The organism is Paenibacillus sp. 01L418, from assembly GCF_056400045.1.
Map to the genome: position 1 here is coordinate 1 of NZ_JBFTSN010000089.1, position 19819 is coordinate 19819.

General features: G+C 44.7%; 17 protein-coding genes and 1 pseudogene. 2 read left to right on the forward strand and 16 right to left on the reverse strand.

The window, feature by feature from the left end:
- A pseudogene (locus tag AC1DSE_RS13620) lies at positions 1 to 736 on the reverse strand (alcohol acetyltransferase); the annotation flags it as partial.
- Between the two features lie 122 nt (positions 737 to 858).
- On the opposite strand from AC1DSE_RS13620, the gene AC1DSE_RS13625 reads away from it, so the two are divergent.
- Positions 859 to 1680, forward strand: a complete 822-nt coding sequence (locus AC1DSE_RS13625; protein WP_477511104.1) for a MerR family transcriptional regulator — start codon at positions 859 to 861, stop codon at positions 1678 to 1680.
- A gap of 63 nt (positions 1681 to 1743) precedes the next feature.
- Here AC1DSE_RS13625 and AC1DSE_RS13630 read toward each other — a convergent pair whose 3' ends face one another.
- The 4 genes from AC1DSE_RS13630 to gap are packed head-to-tail and all read right to left on the reverse strand — an operon-like array spanning position 1744 to position 6392.
- Positions 1744 to 2544 carry a pyruvate, water dikinase regulatory protein gene (locus AC1DSE_RS13630; RefSeq protein WP_339209700.1) on the reverse strand — a complete coding sequence of 267 codons (801 nt, stop codon included), beginning with the start codon at positions 2542 to 2544 and terminating at the stop codon, positions 1744 to 1746.
- The gene (ppdK, locus tag AC1DSE_RS13635; protein ID WP_477511105.1) at positions 2544 to 5201 is read right to left on the reverse strand and encodes a pyruvate, phosphate dikinase; all 2658 of its coding nucleotides are present in this window, start codon (positions 5199 to 5201) and stop codon (positions 2544 to 2546) included. Before ppdK ends, AC1DSE_RS13630 begins: the two co-directional genes overlap by 1 nt.
- Positions 5188 to 5367, reverse strand: a complete 180-nt coding sequence (locus AC1DSE_RS13640) for a GapA-binding peptide SR1P (RefSeq protein ID WP_477511106.1) — start codon at positions 5365 to 5367, stop codon at positions 5188 to 5190. The genes ppdK and AC1DSE_RS13640 overlap by 14 nt, the downstream gene beginning before the upstream one ends.
- Entirely contained in the window at positions 5343 to 6392 is a 1050-nt protein-coding gene (gap, locus tag AC1DSE_RS13645) for a type I glyceraldehyde-3-phosphate dehydrogenase (RefSeq protein WP_477511107.1), read from the reverse strand. Before gap ends, AC1DSE_RS13640 begins: the two co-directional genes overlap by 25 nt.
- A 286-nt stretch (positions 6393 to 6678) precedes the next feature.
- Between gap and kynU the strand changes: the two genes are divergently transcribed.
- Positions 6679 to 7965 carry a kynureninase gene (gene kynU, locus AC1DSE_RS13650; RefSeq protein ID WP_477511108.1) on the forward strand — a complete coding sequence of 429 codons (1287 nt, stop codon included), beginning with the start codon at positions 6679 to 6681 and terminating at the stop codon, positions 7963 to 7965.
- A 940-nt stretch (positions 7966 to 8905) separates the two neighbouring features.
- Here the strand turns inward: kynU and AC1DSE_RS13655 are convergent.
- The 11 genes from AC1DSE_RS13655 to AC1DSE_RS13705 all read right to left on the reverse strand — a co-directional run bounded on the left by AC1DSE_RS13655 (position 8906) and on the right by AC1DSE_RS13705 (position 19804).
- Positions 8906 to 9694 (reverse strand): 2-keto-4-pentenoate hydratase, encoded by a 789-nt coding sequence (locus AC1DSE_RS13655; RefSeq protein ID WP_477511109.1) that lies wholly within the window; start codon positions 9692 to 9694, stop codon positions 8906 to 8908.
- Positions 9695 to 9697: 3 nt separating this feature from the next.
- On the reverse strand, positions 9698 to 10729 hold the full coding sequence (dmpG, locus tag AC1DSE_RS13660; protein ID WP_477511110.1) for a 4-hydroxy-2-oxovalerate aldolase: 1032 nt from the start codon (positions 10727 to 10729) through the stop codon (positions 9698 to 9700).
- A 3-nt stretch (positions 10730 to 10732) separates the two neighbouring features.
- Positions 10733 to 11629, reverse strand: coding sequence for an acetaldehyde dehydrogenase (acetylating) (locus AC1DSE_RS13665; protein ID WP_441909431.1), 897 nt, complete (start codon positions 11627 to 11629; stop codon positions 10733 to 10735).
- 13 nt (positions 11630 to 11642) lie between these two features.
- Positions 11643 to 12422, reverse strand: coding sequence for a 2-keto-4-pentenoate hydratase (locus AC1DSE_RS13670; RefSeq protein ID WP_441880951.1), 780 nt, complete (start codon positions 12420 to 12422; stop codon positions 11643 to 11645).
- 64 nt (positions 12423 to 12486) lie between these two features.
- Positions 12487 to 13953 (reverse strand): aldehyde dehydrogenase, encoded by a 1467-nt coding sequence (locus tag AC1DSE_RS13675; RefSeq protein WP_477511111.1) that lies wholly within the window; start codon positions 13951 to 13953, stop codon positions 12487 to 12489.
- A gap of 11 nt (positions 13954 to 13964) precedes the next feature.
- Entirely contained in the window at positions 13965 to 14429 is a 465-nt protein-coding gene (locus AC1DSE_RS13680; protein WP_477511112.1) for a RidA family protein, read from the reverse strand.
- Between the two features lie 13 nt (positions 14430 to 14442).
- Entirely contained in the window at positions 14443 to 14988 is a 546-nt protein-coding gene (locus AC1DSE_RS13685; RefSeq protein ID WP_339203835.1) for a 3-hydroxyanthranilate 3,4-dioxygenase, read from the reverse strand.
- Between the two features lie 189 nt (positions 14989 to 15177).
- Positions 15178 to 17292, reverse strand: coding sequence for a stalk domain-containing protein (locus AC1DSE_RS13690; RefSeq protein WP_477527784.1), 2115 nt, complete (start codon positions 17290 to 17292; stop codon positions 15178 to 15180).
- A 326-nt stretch (positions 17293 to 17618) separates the two neighbouring features.
- On the reverse strand, positions 17619 to 18272 hold the full coding sequence (locus AC1DSE_RS13695; protein ID WP_477511114.1) for an amino acid ABC transporter permease: 654 nt from the start codon (positions 18270 to 18272) through the stop codon (positions 17619 to 17621).
- A gap of 14 nt (positions 18273 to 18286) precedes the next feature.
- A complete protein-coding gene (locus AC1DSE_RS13700; protein ID WP_441880947.1) occupies positions 18287 to 18940 on the reverse strand; it encodes an amino acid ABC transporter permease in 654 nt (217 codons plus the stop codon).
- A 75-nt stretch (positions 18941 to 19015) separates the two neighbouring features.
- On the reverse strand, positions 19016 to 19804 hold the full coding sequence (locus AC1DSE_RS13705) for a transporter substrate-binding domain-containing protein (protein WP_477511115.1): 789 nt from the start codon (positions 19802 to 19804) through the stop codon (positions 19016 to 19018).
- Positions 19805 to 19819: the final 15 nt, after the last annotated feature.

Below are 19819 nucleotides of genomic sequence, written 5' to 3' on the forward strand. Positions count from 1 at the left end.
GAATAGATATGACCACCGGGGCATTTTGCTCACTAAATTTAATCCTTGTTTGATAAATCGAGTAAATGAGCAATGTCGTTAAATACGCTGTTATCGTACAGCCCTTTTGCTTGGCAAGTGCATTCAATGCAGAAGCACTAACAACGCCGTGCACCACATTGTTTCCGAAGTGCTCAAAGCGTGTACCTTTAACATGATAAGATTTGCTCGTTATCACTCGTTCAACATAACAATCCTGGTAATACCTGCGAAAGCTGTCCTCCATATCAAGCACATCCACTCCAGTATCCGCGAGCAAAATTTTTCCTTCAGGATCGATGTTTTTCCCCAAATATATGAGGTAATAGTATAAAAGTGATTTTAAAAATTCAATGGTTCCATTGCCATCCGTAAGGGAATGAAAAACTTCAATCGATACTCTATTTTGATAATATAAAACCTTAAATAAGTAGCCGTTATTCGTATTCGGATCAATATCCCGGCATGGATACTGCTCGTCCTCTTCTATCACAATTTTCTCCGTATTTTCATCCAAGTAATTCCAAAACACACCTTTACGTAGCTTAACGGTAAACATCGGAAAACGATCAAATACGGTATCAGCCGCTCTCTGCAAGGCGTCAGCATCTATTCTATCCTTCAATACAGCTGAAATTCGATAAACTGAAGTGTTTTTTGTATTCGTAACGGATGGAAAAAGCTTTGCAGCATTATCGAGCTTATACCATTTGTTCAATTGGAATTTCTTCCTTTCTAGATTCATGCTGTTTAGCTCTTGTTTGTATATTCAATCGAATTTAATTACAATGAAAATCATAAACTCTTGTGTAACATAAGAGTCAATAGGAGCAGATTGACATGAGGACATACTACTCTATCGGAGAAACAGCCAAACGAAGCAGCACGACCATAGAAACCTTACGGCATTATGACAGAATTGGCTTGTTGAAGCCTGCAAAAGTAGATGTTCACACGGGTTATCGCTATTATTCAGATGAGGAATTGGTTTATCTGAACGTGATTAACTTTTGCAAACAACGAAGTATGCCTTTGAACGATATTAAAGAGTTGTTCGCAAATGACCATTATGAATATATTATTCCTTGTCTGATAGCGACTGAAGATAAAATAGATCAGGAAATTAAACAGCTGCAACAAACTAAAAAATTGCTTTTAGCTTTGAGAGAACAGTATGAAACGCGTACGACACTCATACCTGAGCAGCTTTCCGATCATATTTTTTCAAGCAAAATGATTCCAAAAAGAATGATCTTAACGTTTCCTTCTATCCAGCAGCCGAGCATTGAAAATTTCCAGCAGCTGCAAGATCTGCTCTTGCAATATAGCAGTGACGGCGAGGGAGATTCATTTATTTTCGAACATACAGCATTTATATTGACGACATTAGAGAAAGAGCAGTCTGAAAACCATTCTGTCCTATTTGGTGTCTGTGAAAAGTGGCCTGCTGAGGCAGACAATATGGCCGTATTGCCAGCCGGAACGTATATTTATGGTTATTGCTCAGAAGAGCAAAAACCATTGGCCATGCAAAATATGATAAATGATGCAAAAACGAAATATGATGCTGAACTAGCATTTATTGTCCAATCGGTTATTTTTACAGGCATTTTTCAGTGGGTATATGAGCTTCAAGCGTTATTGGTGCCCTGTTCAGAGTAAAATGCAAACGGGACTGTCTCTCAAGGTCATAGACCTTAAGGGACAGTCCCGTTTTTTGTAAAATTAAATATAGTCCATAATAAGTCCAGCCGTTTCTTCTATCGCTTTGTTCGTCACATTGATAACGACGCAGCCTATTTGCTTCATTAACGCTTGCCCGTATTCCAGCTCTTCTATAATACGCTGAAATGTTGCATATTGGGACCCCGTAGGAAGTCCAAGCACTTTCAACCGCTCCGTACGGATATTCAGAATATGCTCAGCATCCATCGTAAGTCCAATGATGCGGCGGCTTGGAATTTTGAATAGCTCCATAGGTGGATTGACCTCTGGCATGATGGGCAAGTTCGCGGATTTTATGCCTTTATGCGCCAAATAGATACTTAACGGCGTTTTTGATGTACGGGATACGCCAATCAGAACGACTTGGGCTTGCAGCATGCCGCGAGCATCCCGACCGTCATCATATTTGACCGCAAACTCCATCGCTTCTATTCTCCGGAAGTAATCCTCATTCATTTCATGGAGCAAGCCCGGTTGTCGTTTAGGTGTATTTCCATACGTGTCCACGAACGCCTGAAGCATCGGACCCATAATATCTACTGCGCGAATTTGAAATCGTGTGGCTTCTGCTTTCATCATTTCCCGCAGTTCAGGCTGGACTAGCGTATAAGCAATAAAACCACCTTTTTCTGCCGTTTCCTTAACAACTTGCCGAACCTCATTTACGCTTCGTATATTGCTAAACCGCCTGACCGTAACTTGCTCTGGGTTAAATTGACGAATGGTCGCCTGAGCAACCGCCTCGGCCGTTTCGCCAATTGAATCAGAGCAAATGACTAAATATTGCTGCTCATTGTGCATCATTGTTTTCCGAATTTCAGCTTGGCTTGAGCCGCAGCTATTCTTGCCAGAGGCACCCGGTAAGGGGAACAGCTGACATAATCTAATCCCGCGTTATGGCAGAAAAAGATCGATTCCTTATCCCCGCCATGCTCCCCGCAAATGCCTGTTTTGAGCTGCGGTTTACGCGATCGGCCTTTCTGAACAGCCCATTCGACTAAGAGGCCAACCCCTTCGGTGTCCAGCACCTGAAATGGATTTACGGGTAATATCTCATGGTCAACATAGTGACTGAGAAACTTGCCCTCCGCATCGTCCCGACTATAGCCGAAGGTCATTTGTGTCAGATCATTTGTACCAAAAGAGAAAAAGTCAGCATGCTCGGCAATTTTGTCTGCGGTTAACGCCGCTCTAGGCACCTCAATCATCGTCCCTATTTTATAGGATATGTGTTCTTTATTTGGGCCAAGCACCGTATCAGCGGCACCTTCAACGAGCGATCGCATCACTTTCAGCTCGTTCGCATGCCCCACAAGAGGAATCATAATTTCAGGTAAAACTTGAATGCCTCTATTTTTACAATTCAGTACAGCATGGAATATCGCAATGGCTTGCATTTCGTAAATCTCGGGGAAAAGAATGCCTAAACGACAGCCTCGTTGTCCAAGCATCGGGTTCATCTCTTGCAGATTGCGCACCTTACGTATAAGAGCATCCAATGCTTGCTTTTCGCTGACATGCTCGTGAACATTTGCAGCTAGGAGTATTTGCTGCTGTCTCACGACCAGCTCCTCCAAATGCGGTAAAAATTCATGTAAAGGTGGGTCGAGCAGCCTTATTGTTACAGGAAAACCATTCATCGCGGTAAATATACCTTCGAAATCGCTTTGCTGCATCGGGAGAAGCAGATCGAGTGCTCGTTGCCGCTCCTCCTTCGTATCTGCCAGGATCATGGCTTGAACGACAGGCAAGCGCTCCGCGGACATGAACATATGCTCCGTTCTGCATAAACCGATGCCTTCTGCGCCGAATGCTCTTGCTTTCTTCGCATCCTCCGGTGTGTCGGCATTCGTTCGAACGGCCAAATCGCGGACTTCATCTGCCCATTCGAGGAGCTCCTCCAGCTCCACGCTTATTTCTGGTTCTTTGAGCGTCACTCCTCCCAAAATAACGCGACCAGTGGAACCGTCCAACGTAATCCAATCGCCTTCACGTACCGTGATTTCGCCGGCAGTGAATAACGCCGCATCTTTATCGATGCGAACTTCCTCGCAGCCGCATACACATGGCTTGCCCATTCCCCGAGCCACGACAGCGGCGTGGCTTGTCATCCCCCCGCGGCTTGTTAACACGCCTTCGGCAGCGATTACGCCGTGAATATCTTCCGGACTTGTCTCTGCGCTAACAAGCACAACCCTTCTACCTTCGCGCACCCATTCCTCAGCCTTGTCAGCATCAAAAACAACTTGCCCTGTAGCTGCTCCCGGCGAGGCTGGCAGTCCCGTTGCCAGCACATCCAGCTTAGCATCCTCATCAATCGCTCGGTGAAGCAATTTATCCAAATGCTCCACCTCTATTCGAGCGAGCGCCTCCTCCCGCTTCAGTATGCCTTCCTTGGCAAAATGAACAGCTAGCTTAACCGCTGCTTGTGCCGTTCTTTTCCCATTCCGTGTCTGCAAAATGAACAGTGAGCCGTTCTCCACCGTAAATTCAATATCCTGCATATCCTTATAATGAGCTTCCAGCTTTGCCGCTGTTTCTACAAGTTGTTTAAATACTGCTGGCATTTCCTGCTCCAGCTTTGCAATCGGCAGAGGTGTTCGCACGCCAGCGACAACGTCCTCACCTTGGGCGTTGATCAAGTACTCCCCGTAGAGCATCTTGGCGCCCGTTGAAGGATTCCGGGTAAACAATACACCTGTTCCGCAGTTATCCCCCATATTGCCGAACACCATCGATTGAATATTTACTGCTGTTCCTTGATACTCTGGAATGTTATACGCTTTCCGATAGACGATTGCCCGCTGATTGTTCCACGAACGAAATACCGCTTCGACGGCTAGCTCAAGCTGGGTGTAAACATTTTGCGGAAACGTTTTTCGCGATTTAGCTTCTATTAACTGTTTATAAGAAACAATCAATTCCATCCAAGCTTCAGCCGGCAAATCCTTATCATCTTCTATAGATCTGCTTAGCTTCAATTGATGCAGCAGTGATTCAAAATATAAACCTTCGATATCAAATACGACGTTGCCGAACATTTGGATGAGTCTTCTATAACAATCATAAGCGAAACGCGGGTTTCCCGTTTGACGAGCAAGCGCCTCTACCGTAACATCGTTCAGCCCTAGATTAAGAATAGTGTCCATCATTCCAGGCATTGAATTAACCGAGCCCGAGCGGACTGATACCAGCAGTGGATTCTCATCCCCACCGAATGATTGTCCTTTCAGCTTTTCCACTTTCATTAAAGCATTCCGGATTTCCACGAATAGACCTTCCGGCAAAAGCTGCCCTCCAGCATAATAAGCTCTGCAAGCCTCCGTTGTAACTGTGAACCCAGGAGGAACTGGAAGTCCGGCATTCGTCATTTCTGCTAAATTCGCACCTTTTCCTCCGAGCAAATGCTTCATCCCTGCGTTGCCTTCATGAAAGAACAGCACTCTATTGCTCGTCATCACTCATGCCTCCTTGTATTCCCCCGGAATTGTAATTCGTGCAATTGGCTTGACCGCACTCCAAGTAATAGACCGTTACTTTTTCAGTATCCAAGGTATCAATGACTGAATCGCAATGCTTACAGAGTATCACTCCCATTTTCACCTTGCAGCGGTTTGTTTCCATCCCTCTACACCTCCGATAGAATGTGGATTGCATGCCCATTGCGCCAAATCCATGACTCTGCAGGAATAAGCCCACTCATTGTCATACCATGCCAAAACCTTTAATTGGTCTCCGCTCACCATAAGAGATGAACCATCAATAATAGCTGAAAACTCATTACCAATGTAATCCGTTGAAACAAGCGGTATATCGACTACATCAAGATAAGATTTTAAGTTCGTCGCAGCGGAAAATACAAAAGCTTGTTTTACTTCCTCATATGAAGTCTTTTTGGCCAGATGAACTGTCAAATCAACAAGTGATACATTAGGAGTCGGAACACGTACCGAGATACCTTGAACGAGCGAAGCTAAGTGCGGCAGTACATCAGTAAGCGCTTTACCTACTCCCGTTGAAGTGGGGATAATGGATTGTGCACATGCACGCGCACGTCTAAGATCTTTGTGAGGATTGTCCATATGATTCTGATCACTGGTGTAGGAATGTATCGTAGTCATCCAGGCCTGCTTTATGCCATAAGCTTGATCTAGCACATCTAGTACTGGAGCAACACAGTTTGTCGTACAAGAGGCTGCGGAGATAATGCGATGTCGATTCGAATCAAAGCGATGCTCGTTAACTCCCATCACAACCGTAAGGTCGGCTCCCTTGCAAGGAGCAGTAATCAGTACCGTCTCGGCACCTGCCGCAATATGTTTTGATGCACCTTCACGATCAGTAAACTTACCCGTCGCATCAATTGCCAGCCTTACGCCAAGCTCCTTCCAAGGAAGCCGCGAAGGATCTTTTTCCGTCAAATATTTAATCTTATTATTATTAATCAGGAGATCTCCATCTTGTACAGATACATCTGCATCCCAGATGCCATGTACCGTGTCATATTTTAATAAATGTGCAATGGTCTCAACAGGATAGGTTGAGTTGACCGCTTTAACCCTCAGTCCTTTCATTTTTTTGGAAAAAGCTCTGCGTATAAGTAATCTGCCAATTCTACCCGTGCCGCTAATGCCTACTCCAACCTCCATTACCATTACCCCCTGTTATGATTTGAATCTATATAATACATAACATATAAATAATTAGTACGCAATATATAATTATATAAGACGCATAAATCGCATATTATTTACTAAGTTTTTATATATGCGTCATATACTGAAGTGAGTATGAATGTTAAGACGATTTACGCACGCCACTTGATCGACTCTTTTTGTTGATTGTACACCATTTTGAATAATATTGACACCATGTCATAATTATAATATAGTTATCTAAACAATAGTAGAATTTACTCAAGAAGAGGTGACATAATTGAAAGCGATTACGCAGGATTATTCGTTAGAGTACGCCAAACAATTAGATCATATGGATGAGCTGGCACATTTGCGCGAAGAGTTTTATGTACCTGATGGCATGATTTATTTAGACGGAAATTCGCTTGGCCTCATTTCCAAACGCGCTGAACGAACGATGCTTGAGATGCTTGAGTCTTGGAAAACACAAACGATCGATGGTTGGACCCAGGGCGAGCGCCCATGGTTTTTCTTGCCTGAATCCCTTTCCAAACAGATGGCTGCCCTTGTCGGGGCAGATGCGGAGGAAGTGATTATAACAGGTTCTACATCGACGAATATTCATCAGCTTGTGTCGACCTTCTATCAACCATCAGGCAATCGTACGAAAATAATGGCAACTGATCTCGATTTTCCGACCGACATTTATGCTCTACAAAGCCAGCTTCGCCTAAAAGGGTATGATCCCGAGACACATCTGGTTCGTGTAGCCAGCCGTGATGGCCGGATGATTGAAGAAGAGGATATTATCGCAGCAATGTCCGAGGAGATCTCTGTTATACTGCTTCCTACCGTTCTATATAGAAGCGGACAATTACTAGATATTAAACGTCTAACAGCAGAAGCACATGCTCGTGGTATTATAATTGGGTTTGATGGCTGTCATTCGGTAGGCTCTATTCCTCATTATTTCAGTGATTGGGACGTGGATTTTGCGCTGTGGTGCAATTATAAATATTTGAATGGCGGACCGGGCGGCGTTGCCTCTCTTTATGTGAACAAGAAGCATTTTGGCCGTGTTCCTGGTTTAACGGGTTGGTACAGCTCTAATAAAAGCAAGCAATTCGATATGGAGCACAATTTAACAGTCGAGCACACTGCAGGCGCTTACCAAATCGGAACGCCGCATATATTCAGCATCGCACCGCTCATTGGAGCATTGGAAATTTTTGAAATGACTTCGATCGAACAAATTCGCGAGAAGTCACTGCATATATCACGCTACATGGTTGAGTTAATTAATCATGAGCTGCCGGGTCTTGGTTATGTGCTTGCAAATCCACAAGAGGATGACCGCCGCGGCGGCCATATCAGCTTGGAGCACGATGAGGCGATTCGAATATGCAAAGCTCTGAAGCAAAATCATGTCATCCCCGACTACCGTTCTCCGAACGTCGTGCGCCTTGCACCAGTTGCTCTCTACACGACCTATGCAGATGTTTGGCAAACTGTACAAATTCTCAAGAACATCATCGTAGAGAAGCAATACGAAGCATTTGATACCAAACGCGGCGTTGTTGCCTAGTTGACTAACCGAATAACAATTGTAACGAAGCCCCCTCTCCGCAAATAGTGGAACGGGGGCTTTTGAAGAAAGACGGTAGACATTATTACGGAGTTTATTAATAGTATGGAATGAGTTTCAATCACCGTATAAAAACGCATTTAGTCAGCCTACTCCCCCATCCCTCCTCCTACATGTTCTAACGAACCCCATAGGCGCTATTTGATCAAATTAAGCTTGTTTTATTTTCTAACGAACCCCATAGGCGCTATTTGATCAAATTAGGCTTGTTACCTCGCATWTRGACWTCMTTTTGAGCAATAACGCCWCTGGGRTTCGTTAGCGTTCAGAAAACACAATTTYCTGCCCAATARCGTCTACTGRGTTCGTTAGGAATTGGTAGACTACGCTCACWSCYCAKCCCCTACCTCRACAYATTYTAACGAACTCCACAGGYGCTATTTGATCAAATTAGGCTTGTTTTATTTTCTAACGAACYMCACACTCSCTATTTACCTAAGTTACCTCRCATMTGGACATCATTTTGAGCAATAACGCCWCTGGRGTTCGTTAGCRTTCAGAAAACACAATTTYCTGCCMAATAGCRWCTACTGRGTTCGTTAGGAATTGGWAGACTAMKCTCRCARYCYAKCYYCTACCTCGACATATTTTAACGAACTCCACAGACGCTATTTGATCAAATTAGGCTCGTTTTAAATTCTAACGAACCACACACTCGCTATTTACCTAAGTTACCTCACATTTGGACATCATTTTGAGCAATAACACCACTGGAGTTCGTTAGCGCTCAAAAAACACAATTTCCTGCCGAATAGCGTCTACTAAGTTCGTTAGGAATGAAAATGCAATTGTAATGTGAGCATCCCCTCAACCAAAACAAACCAAAAATGACACCCAAACTGTTATCAGTTTGAATGTCATTTTCATTTCCAAGCCATGCTTATACGCAGCTTAAAGATACGCTTCCCAGTTGAGCAAACTGTGCTTGAATGGAATCTCCCGCCTGAAAAGCAATCGCTTCCGTAATCGCTCCGCTCAGCACGATATCGCCCTTGCGCAGCCCTAAGCCGCGCTCGCCTAACTTATTAACAGCCCATGCGACCGATACAGCGGGATCGCCCAGCACCGCGGCACCGGCGCCAGTAGCCATCACTTGATTGTTTTTCGAGAGCACAACGCCGATTTCAGGCAAATTCAACTCTCGCACAGGAACCATTTTGCTGCCAATTATAAATTTAGCCGATGAGCAATTGTCCGCTACAACATCCGCAAGCGTAAACTTGAAATCCAAATACCTGCTGTCTATTACTTCAATCGCTGCAGCRACATACTGCGTTGCACGCAGCACATCTTCACCGGTTATATTCGTTCCTTGCAGATCCTCGCCTATAAAGAAAGCAATTTCCGGCTCAGCCTTCGGATGAATCAATTGTTTGAAATCGATAGATTCCCATTCCAAAGCTAGCATATCGCTAGTCAGTTCACCGTAAATCGCTTCATAGACACCCATCATTTCCTGCTTTGCTTTGCTAGTCAGCCCCAGCTTATAGCCAATCGAGCGCGTGCCAGCTTGAATCTTGCGCTGCAACAGCTGCTTTTGCACATCATAAGCCTTCTCTATCGTTAAATCTGGATATTGATCTGTAACCTTAATTACTTCTCTGCACTCTTTCTCGGCATCGTACAAATACGTTACGATTTCTTGTTCCATTTCGCGTGTGATCTCCATCGTTTACAACACCCCGTTCTTAGTTCTGTCCGCCAGCTCTGCGGCAACATCAACAATCATGTCTTCTTGTCCGCCGATAATGCCCCTTCTGCCAAGCTCTATTAGAATGTCGCGCGAGTCAATGCCAAATCTTTTGCTTGCGCGATCCGCATGCAGCAGGAAACTGGAGTATACACCCGCATAACCCATCACGAGACTGCCCGTGACGATTTCTTGCGGACGCTGAAGAAGTGGACCGACGATATGCTCAGCCAAATCCATCATTTTATACAAATCGATCCCGATATTCAGACCTAATCGATCTAACACCGCAATTAAAACCTCTGTTTGGGTATTGCCCGCTCCAGCTCCCAAGCATCGCACGCTGCCATCAATTCGAGTTGCACCTTCTTCGATTGCTACAAGCGTATTGGCAACTGCCAAAGACAGATTATTGTGCGCGTGGAAACCAATTTCTATCGATAAGGCTTGTTTTAACGCTTCAATTCGCTCACGAACCTGATGCCGCAGCAGCGCTCCGGCAGAATCCGTCACATACACAGCCTCAGCGCCATAACTTTCCATCAATCTCGCTTGTTCCACCAGTTTCTCTATGGGAGCGGAATGCGACATCATCAGGAAACCAATCGCTTCCATGCCGAGCTCTCTAGCCATATAAAGATGCTGGGCTGACACATCTGCTTCCGTGACATGAGTTGCTACTCGTACTAGGCTTGCCCCTAGAGCTCTTGCTTGCTTCAACTCATGGACCGTCCCTATGCCTGGCAGCAGTAGAACGGCGATCTTCGCTTGTTTGCTTTCATCTACGGCTGCTTCAATCAGCTTCATTTCATCAACGAGCGAACGGCCATACTGCAAAGTTGACCCGCCTAAACCATCGCCATGGCTGACTTCAATATTGTGCATGCCCGCATCATCAAGCGCACGAACAACGCTCCGCACCTGTTCTTCTGTAAATTGGTGTGCAACCGCATGGCTGCCATCCCGCAAGGACACTTCCGTAATTTGGACCGGCTGATTACTTTTTCGGTTCACCCTTTACACCTCGCTATTCGTTTCGCTAGACTGGTTTGATAGGCGGTTTTTTGCATAATCTTCAGCTACCCGGACAGAGGCAGCCGTCATAATATCAAGATTGCCTGCGTATGGCGCGAAGTAATCTCCTGCTCCCTCTACCTCGAGAAACACCGATACTCGATTTCCATCAAAAATAGGCTCCTGCTTCAAGCGATAGCCTGGCACGTATTCTTTTACGCGTTCAACCATGTCATAAATCGCTTTGCTTATAACAGCCTCATCCATATTTTTCACTTCGCAATAGACGGTGTCTCGCATCATAAACGGCGGATCTGCTGGATTTAAGACGATTAGCGCTTTTCCACGATCTGCACCGCCCACCTCTTCTATCCCGCGGCGTGTTGTAATCGTAAACTCATCGATATTAGCCCGCGTGCCTGGCCCCGCGCTTTTGCTAGCAATTGTCGCTACAATCTCAGCATACACGACGTCTGCTGCTTCATTTATAGCATGAATGATTGGGATCGTTGCTTGTCCCCCGCATGTGATCATATTGACGTTCGTCGCTTGCAGATGATTGCCCATGTTTACGACAGGGGATAGGAATGGCCCAACTGCTGCCGGTGTTAAATCAATAACCATTTTCCCCATCTTTTGCAGCACTTCATTATGTTTAACATGAGCTTTGGCGGAAGTAGCATCAAAAATAATGTCCGCAAGCTCAGGATTGTCGATAAGCCCCTGAATGCCATTCGAAAAAGTCGCATATCCGCGTCCTTTGGCCCGCTCAAGTCCTTCCGAATTCGGATCGATGCCGATTACCGCTGTAAGCGTAAGCCAATGGCTTCTTTCCAGCTTGTACATTAAATCCGTACCGATGTTGCCAGATCCGATAATAGCTGCTTTCAATTTCCCCATATGGTTTGTCCTCCTACTCGAATGCTACGGATACCGACCCGATAGAACCAAATCGTGCTTCGATGTGGTCTCCGGCTTTAACCTGAACCGCTCCTGACAAAGCACCCGGCAAAATAATTTCTCCAGCCTTTAATGAAATATCAAATTCACTAAGCTTGTTCGCAAGCCATGCAATCGCATGGGCTGGATGTCCGAGTGCAGCTGCTCCCGCTCCCGTTGCGACTTGCTCGCCATTTTTAAATAAAATCATTCCAAGATCGCGTAAATCTATATTGTCGATAGACGTTTTTTTCTTCCCGATCACAACTTTTGCCGATGAACCATTGTCAGCTACCGTATCGATCAACTTGATTTTCCAATCTGCAATTCGGCTATCAATAATTTCTAATGTAGGCACAATATATTTTGTAGCTAACAGCACATCGAGGAACGTTACATCCGGCCCCTTCAGATCCCGATCAAGGATGAAGCCAATTTCCGCCTCAATGCGCGGCGCGATCATTTCATTTGCTTTTACGATGCTTTGATCTTGCACTTCCATATCATCAAGCAAATGTCCATAATCCGGCTCATTGACATTCAGCATCGTTTGCATCGCTTTGCTTGTTAGTCCAACTTTCTTGCCTATAATGTGACGACCTGCCTCCAGCTTTTGCTTGACGACCTGCAATTGTACGTGATAGGCATCGGTTACAGTTATTTCCGAGTAACGTTCAGTAAAAGGTGCGATAGCCACTTGTGTCTCTTCCGCTTCCAATAGTTCACTTGCCAGCGTATTGATGATTGGGTTCATAGTAAATGTCCTCTCTTTCCTCCTAAAAATAAAGCGGATGGTGACGATATCGTCACCATCTTCCTTATAGCTTCATCGTGATCGATTTGGCTTCTGTATAGAAATCAAAGCTATGACGACCGCCTTCACGGCCGATTCCACTTGCTTTCGAGCCTCCAAATGGGGTACGCAGATCGCGGAAATACCAGCAATTAATCCAAAACAATCCGGAGTTTACAGAAGCGGCCACACGATGTGCGCGGCGCAGGTCATTCGTCCAAACGACGCCTGCAAGTCCATAAATCGAGTCGTTTGCTATTCGAATCGCATCTTCTTCTGTTTTGAATGGAATGACCACGAGAACCGGTCCAAAAATCTCCTCCTGCGCAACTCGCATCTTGTTGTCTACATCATAAAGCACAGTTGGCTTATAGAAGTTGCCATTTCCAAGCCCTTCGACGCGTGTGCCTCCGCAGCCGAGCTTCGCACCCTCAGCGAGTCCTATCTCCACATAGCTGTGGACCTCTTCGAGATGTGATTTGGATACGAGTGCCCCCATATCCGTCTCTTCGTCAAGCGGCATACCTACTTTTATTTGATTAACAGCTGCAATAAATTTTTCCAAAAACGTATCGTATACGCTTTCATGAAGCAGCATACGTGAGCCAGCAAGACAGATTTGTCCTTGGTTACGGTAGATGGCATCGATTGAGCCTTTCACAACTTCATCCAAATCTGCATCTTCAAAAACGATATTAGCTGATTTGCCGCCCAGCTCGAGAGAAACTGGAATCAATGATTCTGCTGCATTTCGCATGACCGTCTTACCTGTACCCGACTCTCCGACGAATGAAATTCGGCGAACATAAGGATGGGAAGCCATAATTGTGCCAACCGTGCTGCCTGATCCGGCAATAATGTTCAATACGCCCGGAGGAAGCCCAGCTTCATTTGCAATTTCCCCAAGAACAAAAGCACTGAGCGGTGTGTTCGAAGCTGGTTTAACAACAACCGTATTGCCAGCTGCAAGTGCTGCCGATACCTTCCAGGTCATTTGCATGAAGGGCAAGTTCCAAGGAATAATGATGCTGGTTACGCCCGCTGGTGCATATTTGGTATAGGACATCATGCCTTGCTTTTCAAAATTTTCAGCATGATGATAGAGTGCCATTTCGGCAAAAAATCGCATATTCGATGCCGCTCTCGGTATATCAAAGCCACGGCTTTCTTTAATCGGCTTGCCTACATCAAGTGTTTCTAGTACCGCAATTTCTTGATGCCTTTGCATAATCAAATCGGACATGCGGCATAAAATTTCGGCTCTTTTCTCTACTGTCATATGGCTCCAAACGCCGCTTTCAAACGTTCTCTGCGCTACCTCGATCGCCCTAATCGTATCTGCTTCATTCGCCATTGCCACTGAGGCCAGCTTCATATTCGTTGCCGGATTAATCGTATCGAATGTGGCGCTCGAAATGGAATCTACGAATGCGCCTCCGATAAATAGCTTCGCATCTTTTACAGCAGGATTTGCTATAATGTCATGATTCATCTACAGCCCTCCTACTCTTCAATTTCGAGAGTCATTTCAATTTCAATGGCTGTGTTGTTTGGCAGCTGCGCCATTCCAACTGCGGATCTTCCATGCTTGCCCTTATCTCCGAATACATCAACCAGCAAGTCAGATGCGCCATTCATTACTTTCGGCTGCTGTGTGAAATCTTCTGTGCTATTTACGAAACCTAAGATTTTGACCACACGTTTCACTTTGCTAAGCTCGCCGAGCTCCTGCTTCATGACTTTTAATAAATTAATCATCGATTGCCGCGCAGCCAGATAACCTTCCTCGACGGTTAAATCCCTGCCCAGTTTTCCATGATACTCATCTACTCCCTGACCTGCTGTGAAGAGCAGGTTCCCCGCCCTAACGCAGGTTACATAATTGCCTACCAGCGGACGTGAGGAGCCAAGCGTGATGCCAAGCTTTTGCAAGTTTTCTTCCGGTGTTGCCAGCGCTTGATTTTCCACCTAAGTCACCTTCTTATTCTGGTTTCCATTCCTTAACTTCTTCAGACATTACATGTCCGCATGATTTGCAAGTACGCACTTCTATATTTGAATTGAAGCTGTGGATCGCTCCTTTTACCTGTGTTTCAATATCGGTTAACTGTACGGTTACGCGGTGCATCTCGTGGTTGCAGCTCTCGCAAAACCATACAAAATCCTCTAGCTCCCCTTTGTCGCGTTTGCGCTCAATAACGATGCCAAACGTGTCTGCCACACGATGCGGTGAATGCGGTACCATTGCCGGCAGCATGAATACTTCGCCTTCATTAACAGCAACAACCTTGCGCTCGCCAGCCTCGGTAATACATTCCACATAACAAGAGCCCTTCACTTGATAGAAGAACTCATCGGACGGATCAATGTGAAAGTCTCTGCGTCTGTTCGGCCCGCCAAGCACCATTGCAATAAACTCAGAATCTTCCCATATTACCTTGTTATTAACGGGTGGTTTGAGCTGCTCCTTGTTATCTTCAATCCATTTCAAAAGATTAAAAGCGGTTAATGATTTAGCAGTTGCCATAATAAACCCTCACCTTCAAATCGATATTTTTTGGATAAAAGCTGATCTTGTTTTCACTATAAGATAATGTCGACATCATGTCAATATTAATATTGACGATATGTCAATTTTATTTGAAAGCGCATTAAAAAAGGGAAAAGACCGCGTCGCCAATCGGCACTACTGCGGTCTTCTCCCTGCCAAATCATCTTAAATACTAGTCACAACAATCGCCTTATCATCCTGATTCCACACGGCTTTACTTCCGGTTGCTAGTTCAATAAAGGAAATCGGAATATACGTTGTACCGCCCACCATGACTGAAGAAGCAGCCATCGGTTTCTTCACTCCATTCACCGTTGCTTCCTTCTGCCCAATCTGCAGCTGAATGGTAACGCCGTCTTTTGTCCCCGTTACCGTCTTGGAAGCACCATTCCATTTCACTTCATAACCTAATTTCTCAAAAATAGTACGTAAGGGAACGAGCGTTGCACCATCTTTGCTAAACGGCTGTGCTGCCAAAGGAAGTGCCGCCTCACCGTTAAGCTGCAGACTCGCCTTAGGCAGTCCGCTTACAGGATCACCAAGAAGCGGCGAAGAAAGGACGTACATCCCATGGCCAGAGAACACCCAAATTAAATGGCGATCCCATTCTACAAAGGTGCCATGCACAGGATCAGATTGATCGCTCATATACTTTTTACCTTCATCGTCAGTCAATTCGCCTGACATTTTCGGTACAAAATAAGCAGCAATCGTTGGTTTTAACGGATCTTTAAGATCAAACATTTGAATGCCTGCATTGTAGAATGCATAGGGCATATATTGTTGGCTTGGTGTACCTGGCTGAATTTCAGCATAGCCGGTACGCTTCGGTCCGAAGCTGCCTCGACGCTGGCAATAGTCCGTAAACGGCGCATCTGCCGGCGGTGTTGGACGAGGCATAATCGTTGCTATTTTCGGATTAAGCGGATCTTTAACATCAATCGCGTAAATTTCTTTATACGGCTCATGGCAATCCTCGCTGAGCGGATAACCGCTGTAATAAACCATGCCTGTCGTCTCAACTTTACTGACGTCGATATTATCGCCTTCAGTTCCTGCAAAGCTCATCGGCATTTCAAGATGCGATACCGTCTTCATATTGTTCGGATCAGAAATATCTACAATGTAGAAGCCTAATCCACCCATCGCTGCATAACCGTATTTTCCGCCTTCTTCTACTGTTTTGGGAATAAACAACGGCATTCGCGATCCCATCCAGCTTGTTTTATTACCTGCTCGCGGATTTAGATTATATTGTGCTTCTTCGCCAATGCGTTGTCCAGGTACTGACCAAATCGATAGCTGCTTTGGTTTTGTTGGATCTGAGATGTCATAGACAAGCTGTGCACCTGAATAAAGATAGGTTTTATATTCTGTGTTCGCGTAGCTGTCGTCTGGAGCACCTGCAACAAATAAATATTTATCACCGGAATAGACCGGGATGTCTTGGCAGCCAGATCCTTGCTGCGGCTTATCTTTGGAGTAAGTACTTGAATCAAGCGGCGTCTCGGAAAGAATTTTCCAATCCGTCCAGTTCGGGCCGTTCACCTCATAAATTCGGAAGCCGCGCAGCATTTCAAAGTCGCGAATTGCCTTTACTTCGTCTGGATTCGTGTACTTATTCGTTATTTTGCCGTAGCGCGGAACCTCATAGCACTGAACAGCTAAATTTTTATCTAATTCCTCGTTGTACTTCACGTTAAATGGGCCAAATTGATGTTCACCCGCTTGTTTGTCGATCCATTTTGTCGTAATAAGCTCGGCCTTTAGCGGGTCCGTTATATCAAACAAATTGTATTGATTGGTCTCATAGTCATACAAATAGCGACGTCCATCCAAATCAAAGGATGTTTGCCAGCTGTGTCCGTACCCCGCTACGAATGGATAAAAGGCTTCAACCTTCATGTTTTTAATATATTGATTCAAGTCTAGATAAGGCAAGCTGCCGTTGAACGGCTGTGGTCCTTCATTTTCCGGCATAACCGTCGGATGAGTAAACACGCCAGTCTCTASATTGTAACCCCAGCTGCCTTCTGCTGGTTCGGCGGGCTCACCCGGCAATCGTTTATGCGTTTCGTCTACTGGATACGGTTGTCCAGCATCAGGTGCATTCACGTTGACGCCTGTGCGCTTCGCAACATAGGCGCCTGAATTGGATTCTGCCTTCACGGCTGCTGTATCTGAGGATGCAAAGATAGGTAAAGACGGAAAGATGAGCGTACTAACAACAGTTACGAGGAGAACACTACTAAAAATTCGCTGCCTGACCGCTTTTTTCATCAGTTCAAAACCTCCAGGAATAAAATATTCATTACCTTTTGGAAACGCTTGCAATTGATCTGATCGAGCAACCCTGACAAAACATTCATGCTGTTCTTAGCTCGAACGTATTCAGCCCCTTTAACAGCCTCCTTCAAAAACATCAGATGTAATTCCAGAATCAACCTAACAATATATTGAATATGACACAGTGTCAATATGATTAATTTCATTTTTTTGTCATTCTTTTATTCTGAAAAAAAGCTGCAACGACAAATAAGAGTCTGTCGAAATTACCATTCGCCAAGACTCATTTTCAGTCATCATTCCCTATCGATCACACAAAATTAAATCGTTAAACGTCTTTCCAATCTTCGTGCAAGTAAAGAAAGCGTATAATTTACGATGAAGTAAAGAATAGCGACTAACAATAAAATTGGAATAACAAACTTAACATTATAGTTATAAATAATTTGTGCACTTCGCATCATTTCTGGGAGTGTAATTACGATAGCAAGCGAAGAGCCTTTGAGAATAGAAGTACACTCGCTGACGATTGGCGGAATCATCCGTTTTAGCGCTTGCGGGAGAATAATATGCCATATCGTTTGGACATAGGTTAAGCCGGAAGCCCTTGCAGCCTCCACCTGCCCCTTAGAAATGGAATTTAAACCGCTGCGGACAATTTCACATAACATAGCTGACGCATAAACCGTTAAGCCCGCTACTGATGCGGTAAACACGTCCAGCTTTAAGCCAATTTCCGGCAGTGCAAAAAAGATAAAGAAAAAGACGAGCAGAAGCGGAATGTTGCGAATTAAACCTACATAGAGAGCAATGATTCTCGCAATAATAGGAATTTTGGCATATCTAATAATGCCCATGATCGTACCAAATACGAAGGCTAATACAATAGAGAGAGCTGATACTTCAATCGTTACTAAAAATCCTTTAAGTAAGTAAAGAAGATTATTCGCTGAGTAAGCACCTATGAAATCCATGACAGCTCTCCTTTCTAATCGCTCGCCGATAATTTCCGTTCTAGATAGCCGATAAAGAGACTGAGCGGAAGCGTCAATATTAAGTAGAAAATAGCTACAAAAATGTATACATCAAATACAATAAACGTATCCGATGAAATAATGTCCCCGTAGTACATAAGATCCTTGCCGGATATCGACCCAAGAATAGCAGATCCCATCACCAAATTTAGAAATTGATTGCCAAGAGGCGGGATAACAACTTTAATCGCCTGCGGCAAAATAATATGTCGCATCGTTTGAATGTAAGTAAGTCCTGATGCCCGCCCCGCCTCAACCTGCCCATGAGGTACTGCTTGAATTCCTGCCCTAATCGCTTCTGCAATATAGGCACCCGAATATACAGCTAATCCAAGCGTTCCGCTTACAAAGGCATTTAATTGGATCCCTACCGCCGGTAAACCAAAATAGAAGAAAAAGATTTGTATGAGCAAGGGCGTATTTTGAATAAATTCAATATACATCGTCGCCAAGCCCTTAACGGGCTTCACGGGAGAAATCTTCATGACGGCAACGATCGTTCCAATCACTAAACTTAATAGCAGCGCGAGCAGACTGACCTGGAGCGTTGTTAGAAAACCAGCCCAAAATTGTTCCCTGTATTCAAGTAAAATTGAAAAATCCAACATCTAACTCAGTCCTCTCCGCTTCTAGATGTCTAAGGAAATAAAGGGACGAATGAACGCATTCGTCCCCTCCTGCCATTATTCTGGTTTTTGTTTTAACCATTTTTCATATATTTTGTCGTACTCACCAGTTTCTTTTAATTTTTTTAGCGAAGCATTAACCTTATCCAGCATTTCTTTATCGCCTTTTCTAACTGCGATTCCCCATGGCTGATCTTCAATAACACCGCCAACTAGTTTATATCCCGGGTTTTCCAAGGCAAGTCCCATTAAAATAGCATTGTCAGTCGTTAGCACATCACCTTTGCCCGTGCTAAGCGCCGTAAACGCTTCGCCAAGGTTCTCATATTCAGATACGACTGCTTCCGGTGATTTCTCTTCAATTACTTTGCCGTCTCTCGTTCCTTTAACAGCGATAACCTTCTTGCCCTTTAAATCTGCAATGCTTGTAATCGCTGAATTCTCAGGCACGAGCAGTGATTGCCCGGCACTGAAATACGGATCAGAGAAATCCACTTCCTGCTTTCTCTCTTCTGTAATTGTCATCGTGCGAACAATCAGATCGATGTCGCCATTTTTCAGCATCGGAATTCTTGTTTTACCATTCACTTCAACATATTCAATATTGTCTTCCGAGCCCGTGATGTCTTTTACGATAGTTGCTGCAATATCGAGGTCAAAACCTTTGGTTTTGTTATCTCCCGTGTCAACATAACCAAATGGAAAAGCATCTGCGCCAATTCCGACGGAAATTTTTTTCTGATCCTTGCCTGATACCGGTTCTGCTTTACCTCCACACCCAGCCAGACTAACAGTAAGCAACACCGATGCAACCGTTATACTTAGATTCTTCTGCCATTTCTTCATACGTAAATCCCCCTT

Excerpts from the sequence above, each read along its gene's own strand:
- AC1DSE_RS13665 (WP_441909431.1), bottom strand. The coding sequence starts at position 11,629 with ATGGGGAAATTGAAAGCAGCTATTATCGGATCTGGCAACATCGGTACG.
- AC1DSE_RS13670 (WP_441880951.1), bottom strand. The coding sequence starts at position 12,422 with ATGAACCCAATCATCAATACGCTGGCAAGTGAACTATTGGAAGCGGAA.
- AC1DSE_RS13700 (WP_441880947.1), bottom strand. The coding sequence starts at position 18,940 with ATGTTGGATTTTTCAATTTTACTTGAATACAGGGAACAATTTTGGGCT.
- ppdK (WP_477511105.1), bottom strand. The coding sequence starts at position 5,201 with ATGACGAGCAATAGAGTGCTGTTCTTTCATGAAGGCAACGCAGGGATG.
- AC1DSE_RS13705 (WP_477511115.1), bottom strand. The coding sequence starts at position 19,804 with ATGAAGAAATGGCAGAAGAATCTAAGTATAACGGTTGCATCGGTGTTG.
- gap (WP_477511107.1), bottom strand. The coding sequence starts at position 6,392 with ATGGAGGTTGGAGTAGGCATTAGCGGCACGGGTAGAATTGGCAGATTA.
- AC1DSE_RS13695 (WP_477511114.1), bottom strand. The coding sequence starts at position 18,272 with ATGGATTTCATAGGTGCTTACTCAGCGAATAATCTTCTTTACTTACTT.
- AC1DSE_RS13675 (WP_477511111.1), bottom strand. The coding sequence starts at position 13,953 with ATGAATCATGACATTATAGCAAATCCTGCTGTAAAAGATGCGAAGCTA.
- AC1DSE_RS13630 (WP_339209700.1), bottom strand. The coding sequence starts at position 2,544 with ATGCACAATGAGCAGCAATATTTAGTCATTTGCTCTGATTCAATTGGC.
- AC1DSE_RS13685 (WP_339203835.1), bottom strand. The coding sequence starts at position 14,988 with ATGGCAACTGCTAAATCATTAACCGCTTTTAATCTTTTGAAATGGATT.
- AC1DSE_RS13625 (WP_477511104.1), top strand. The coding sequence starts at position 859 with ATGAGGACATACTACTCTATCGGAGAAACAGCCAAACGAAGCAGCACG.
- AC1DSE_RS13640 (WP_477511106.1), bottom strand. The coding sequence starts at position 5,367 with ATGGAAACAAACCGCTGCAAGGTGAAAATGGGAGTGATACTCTGTAAG.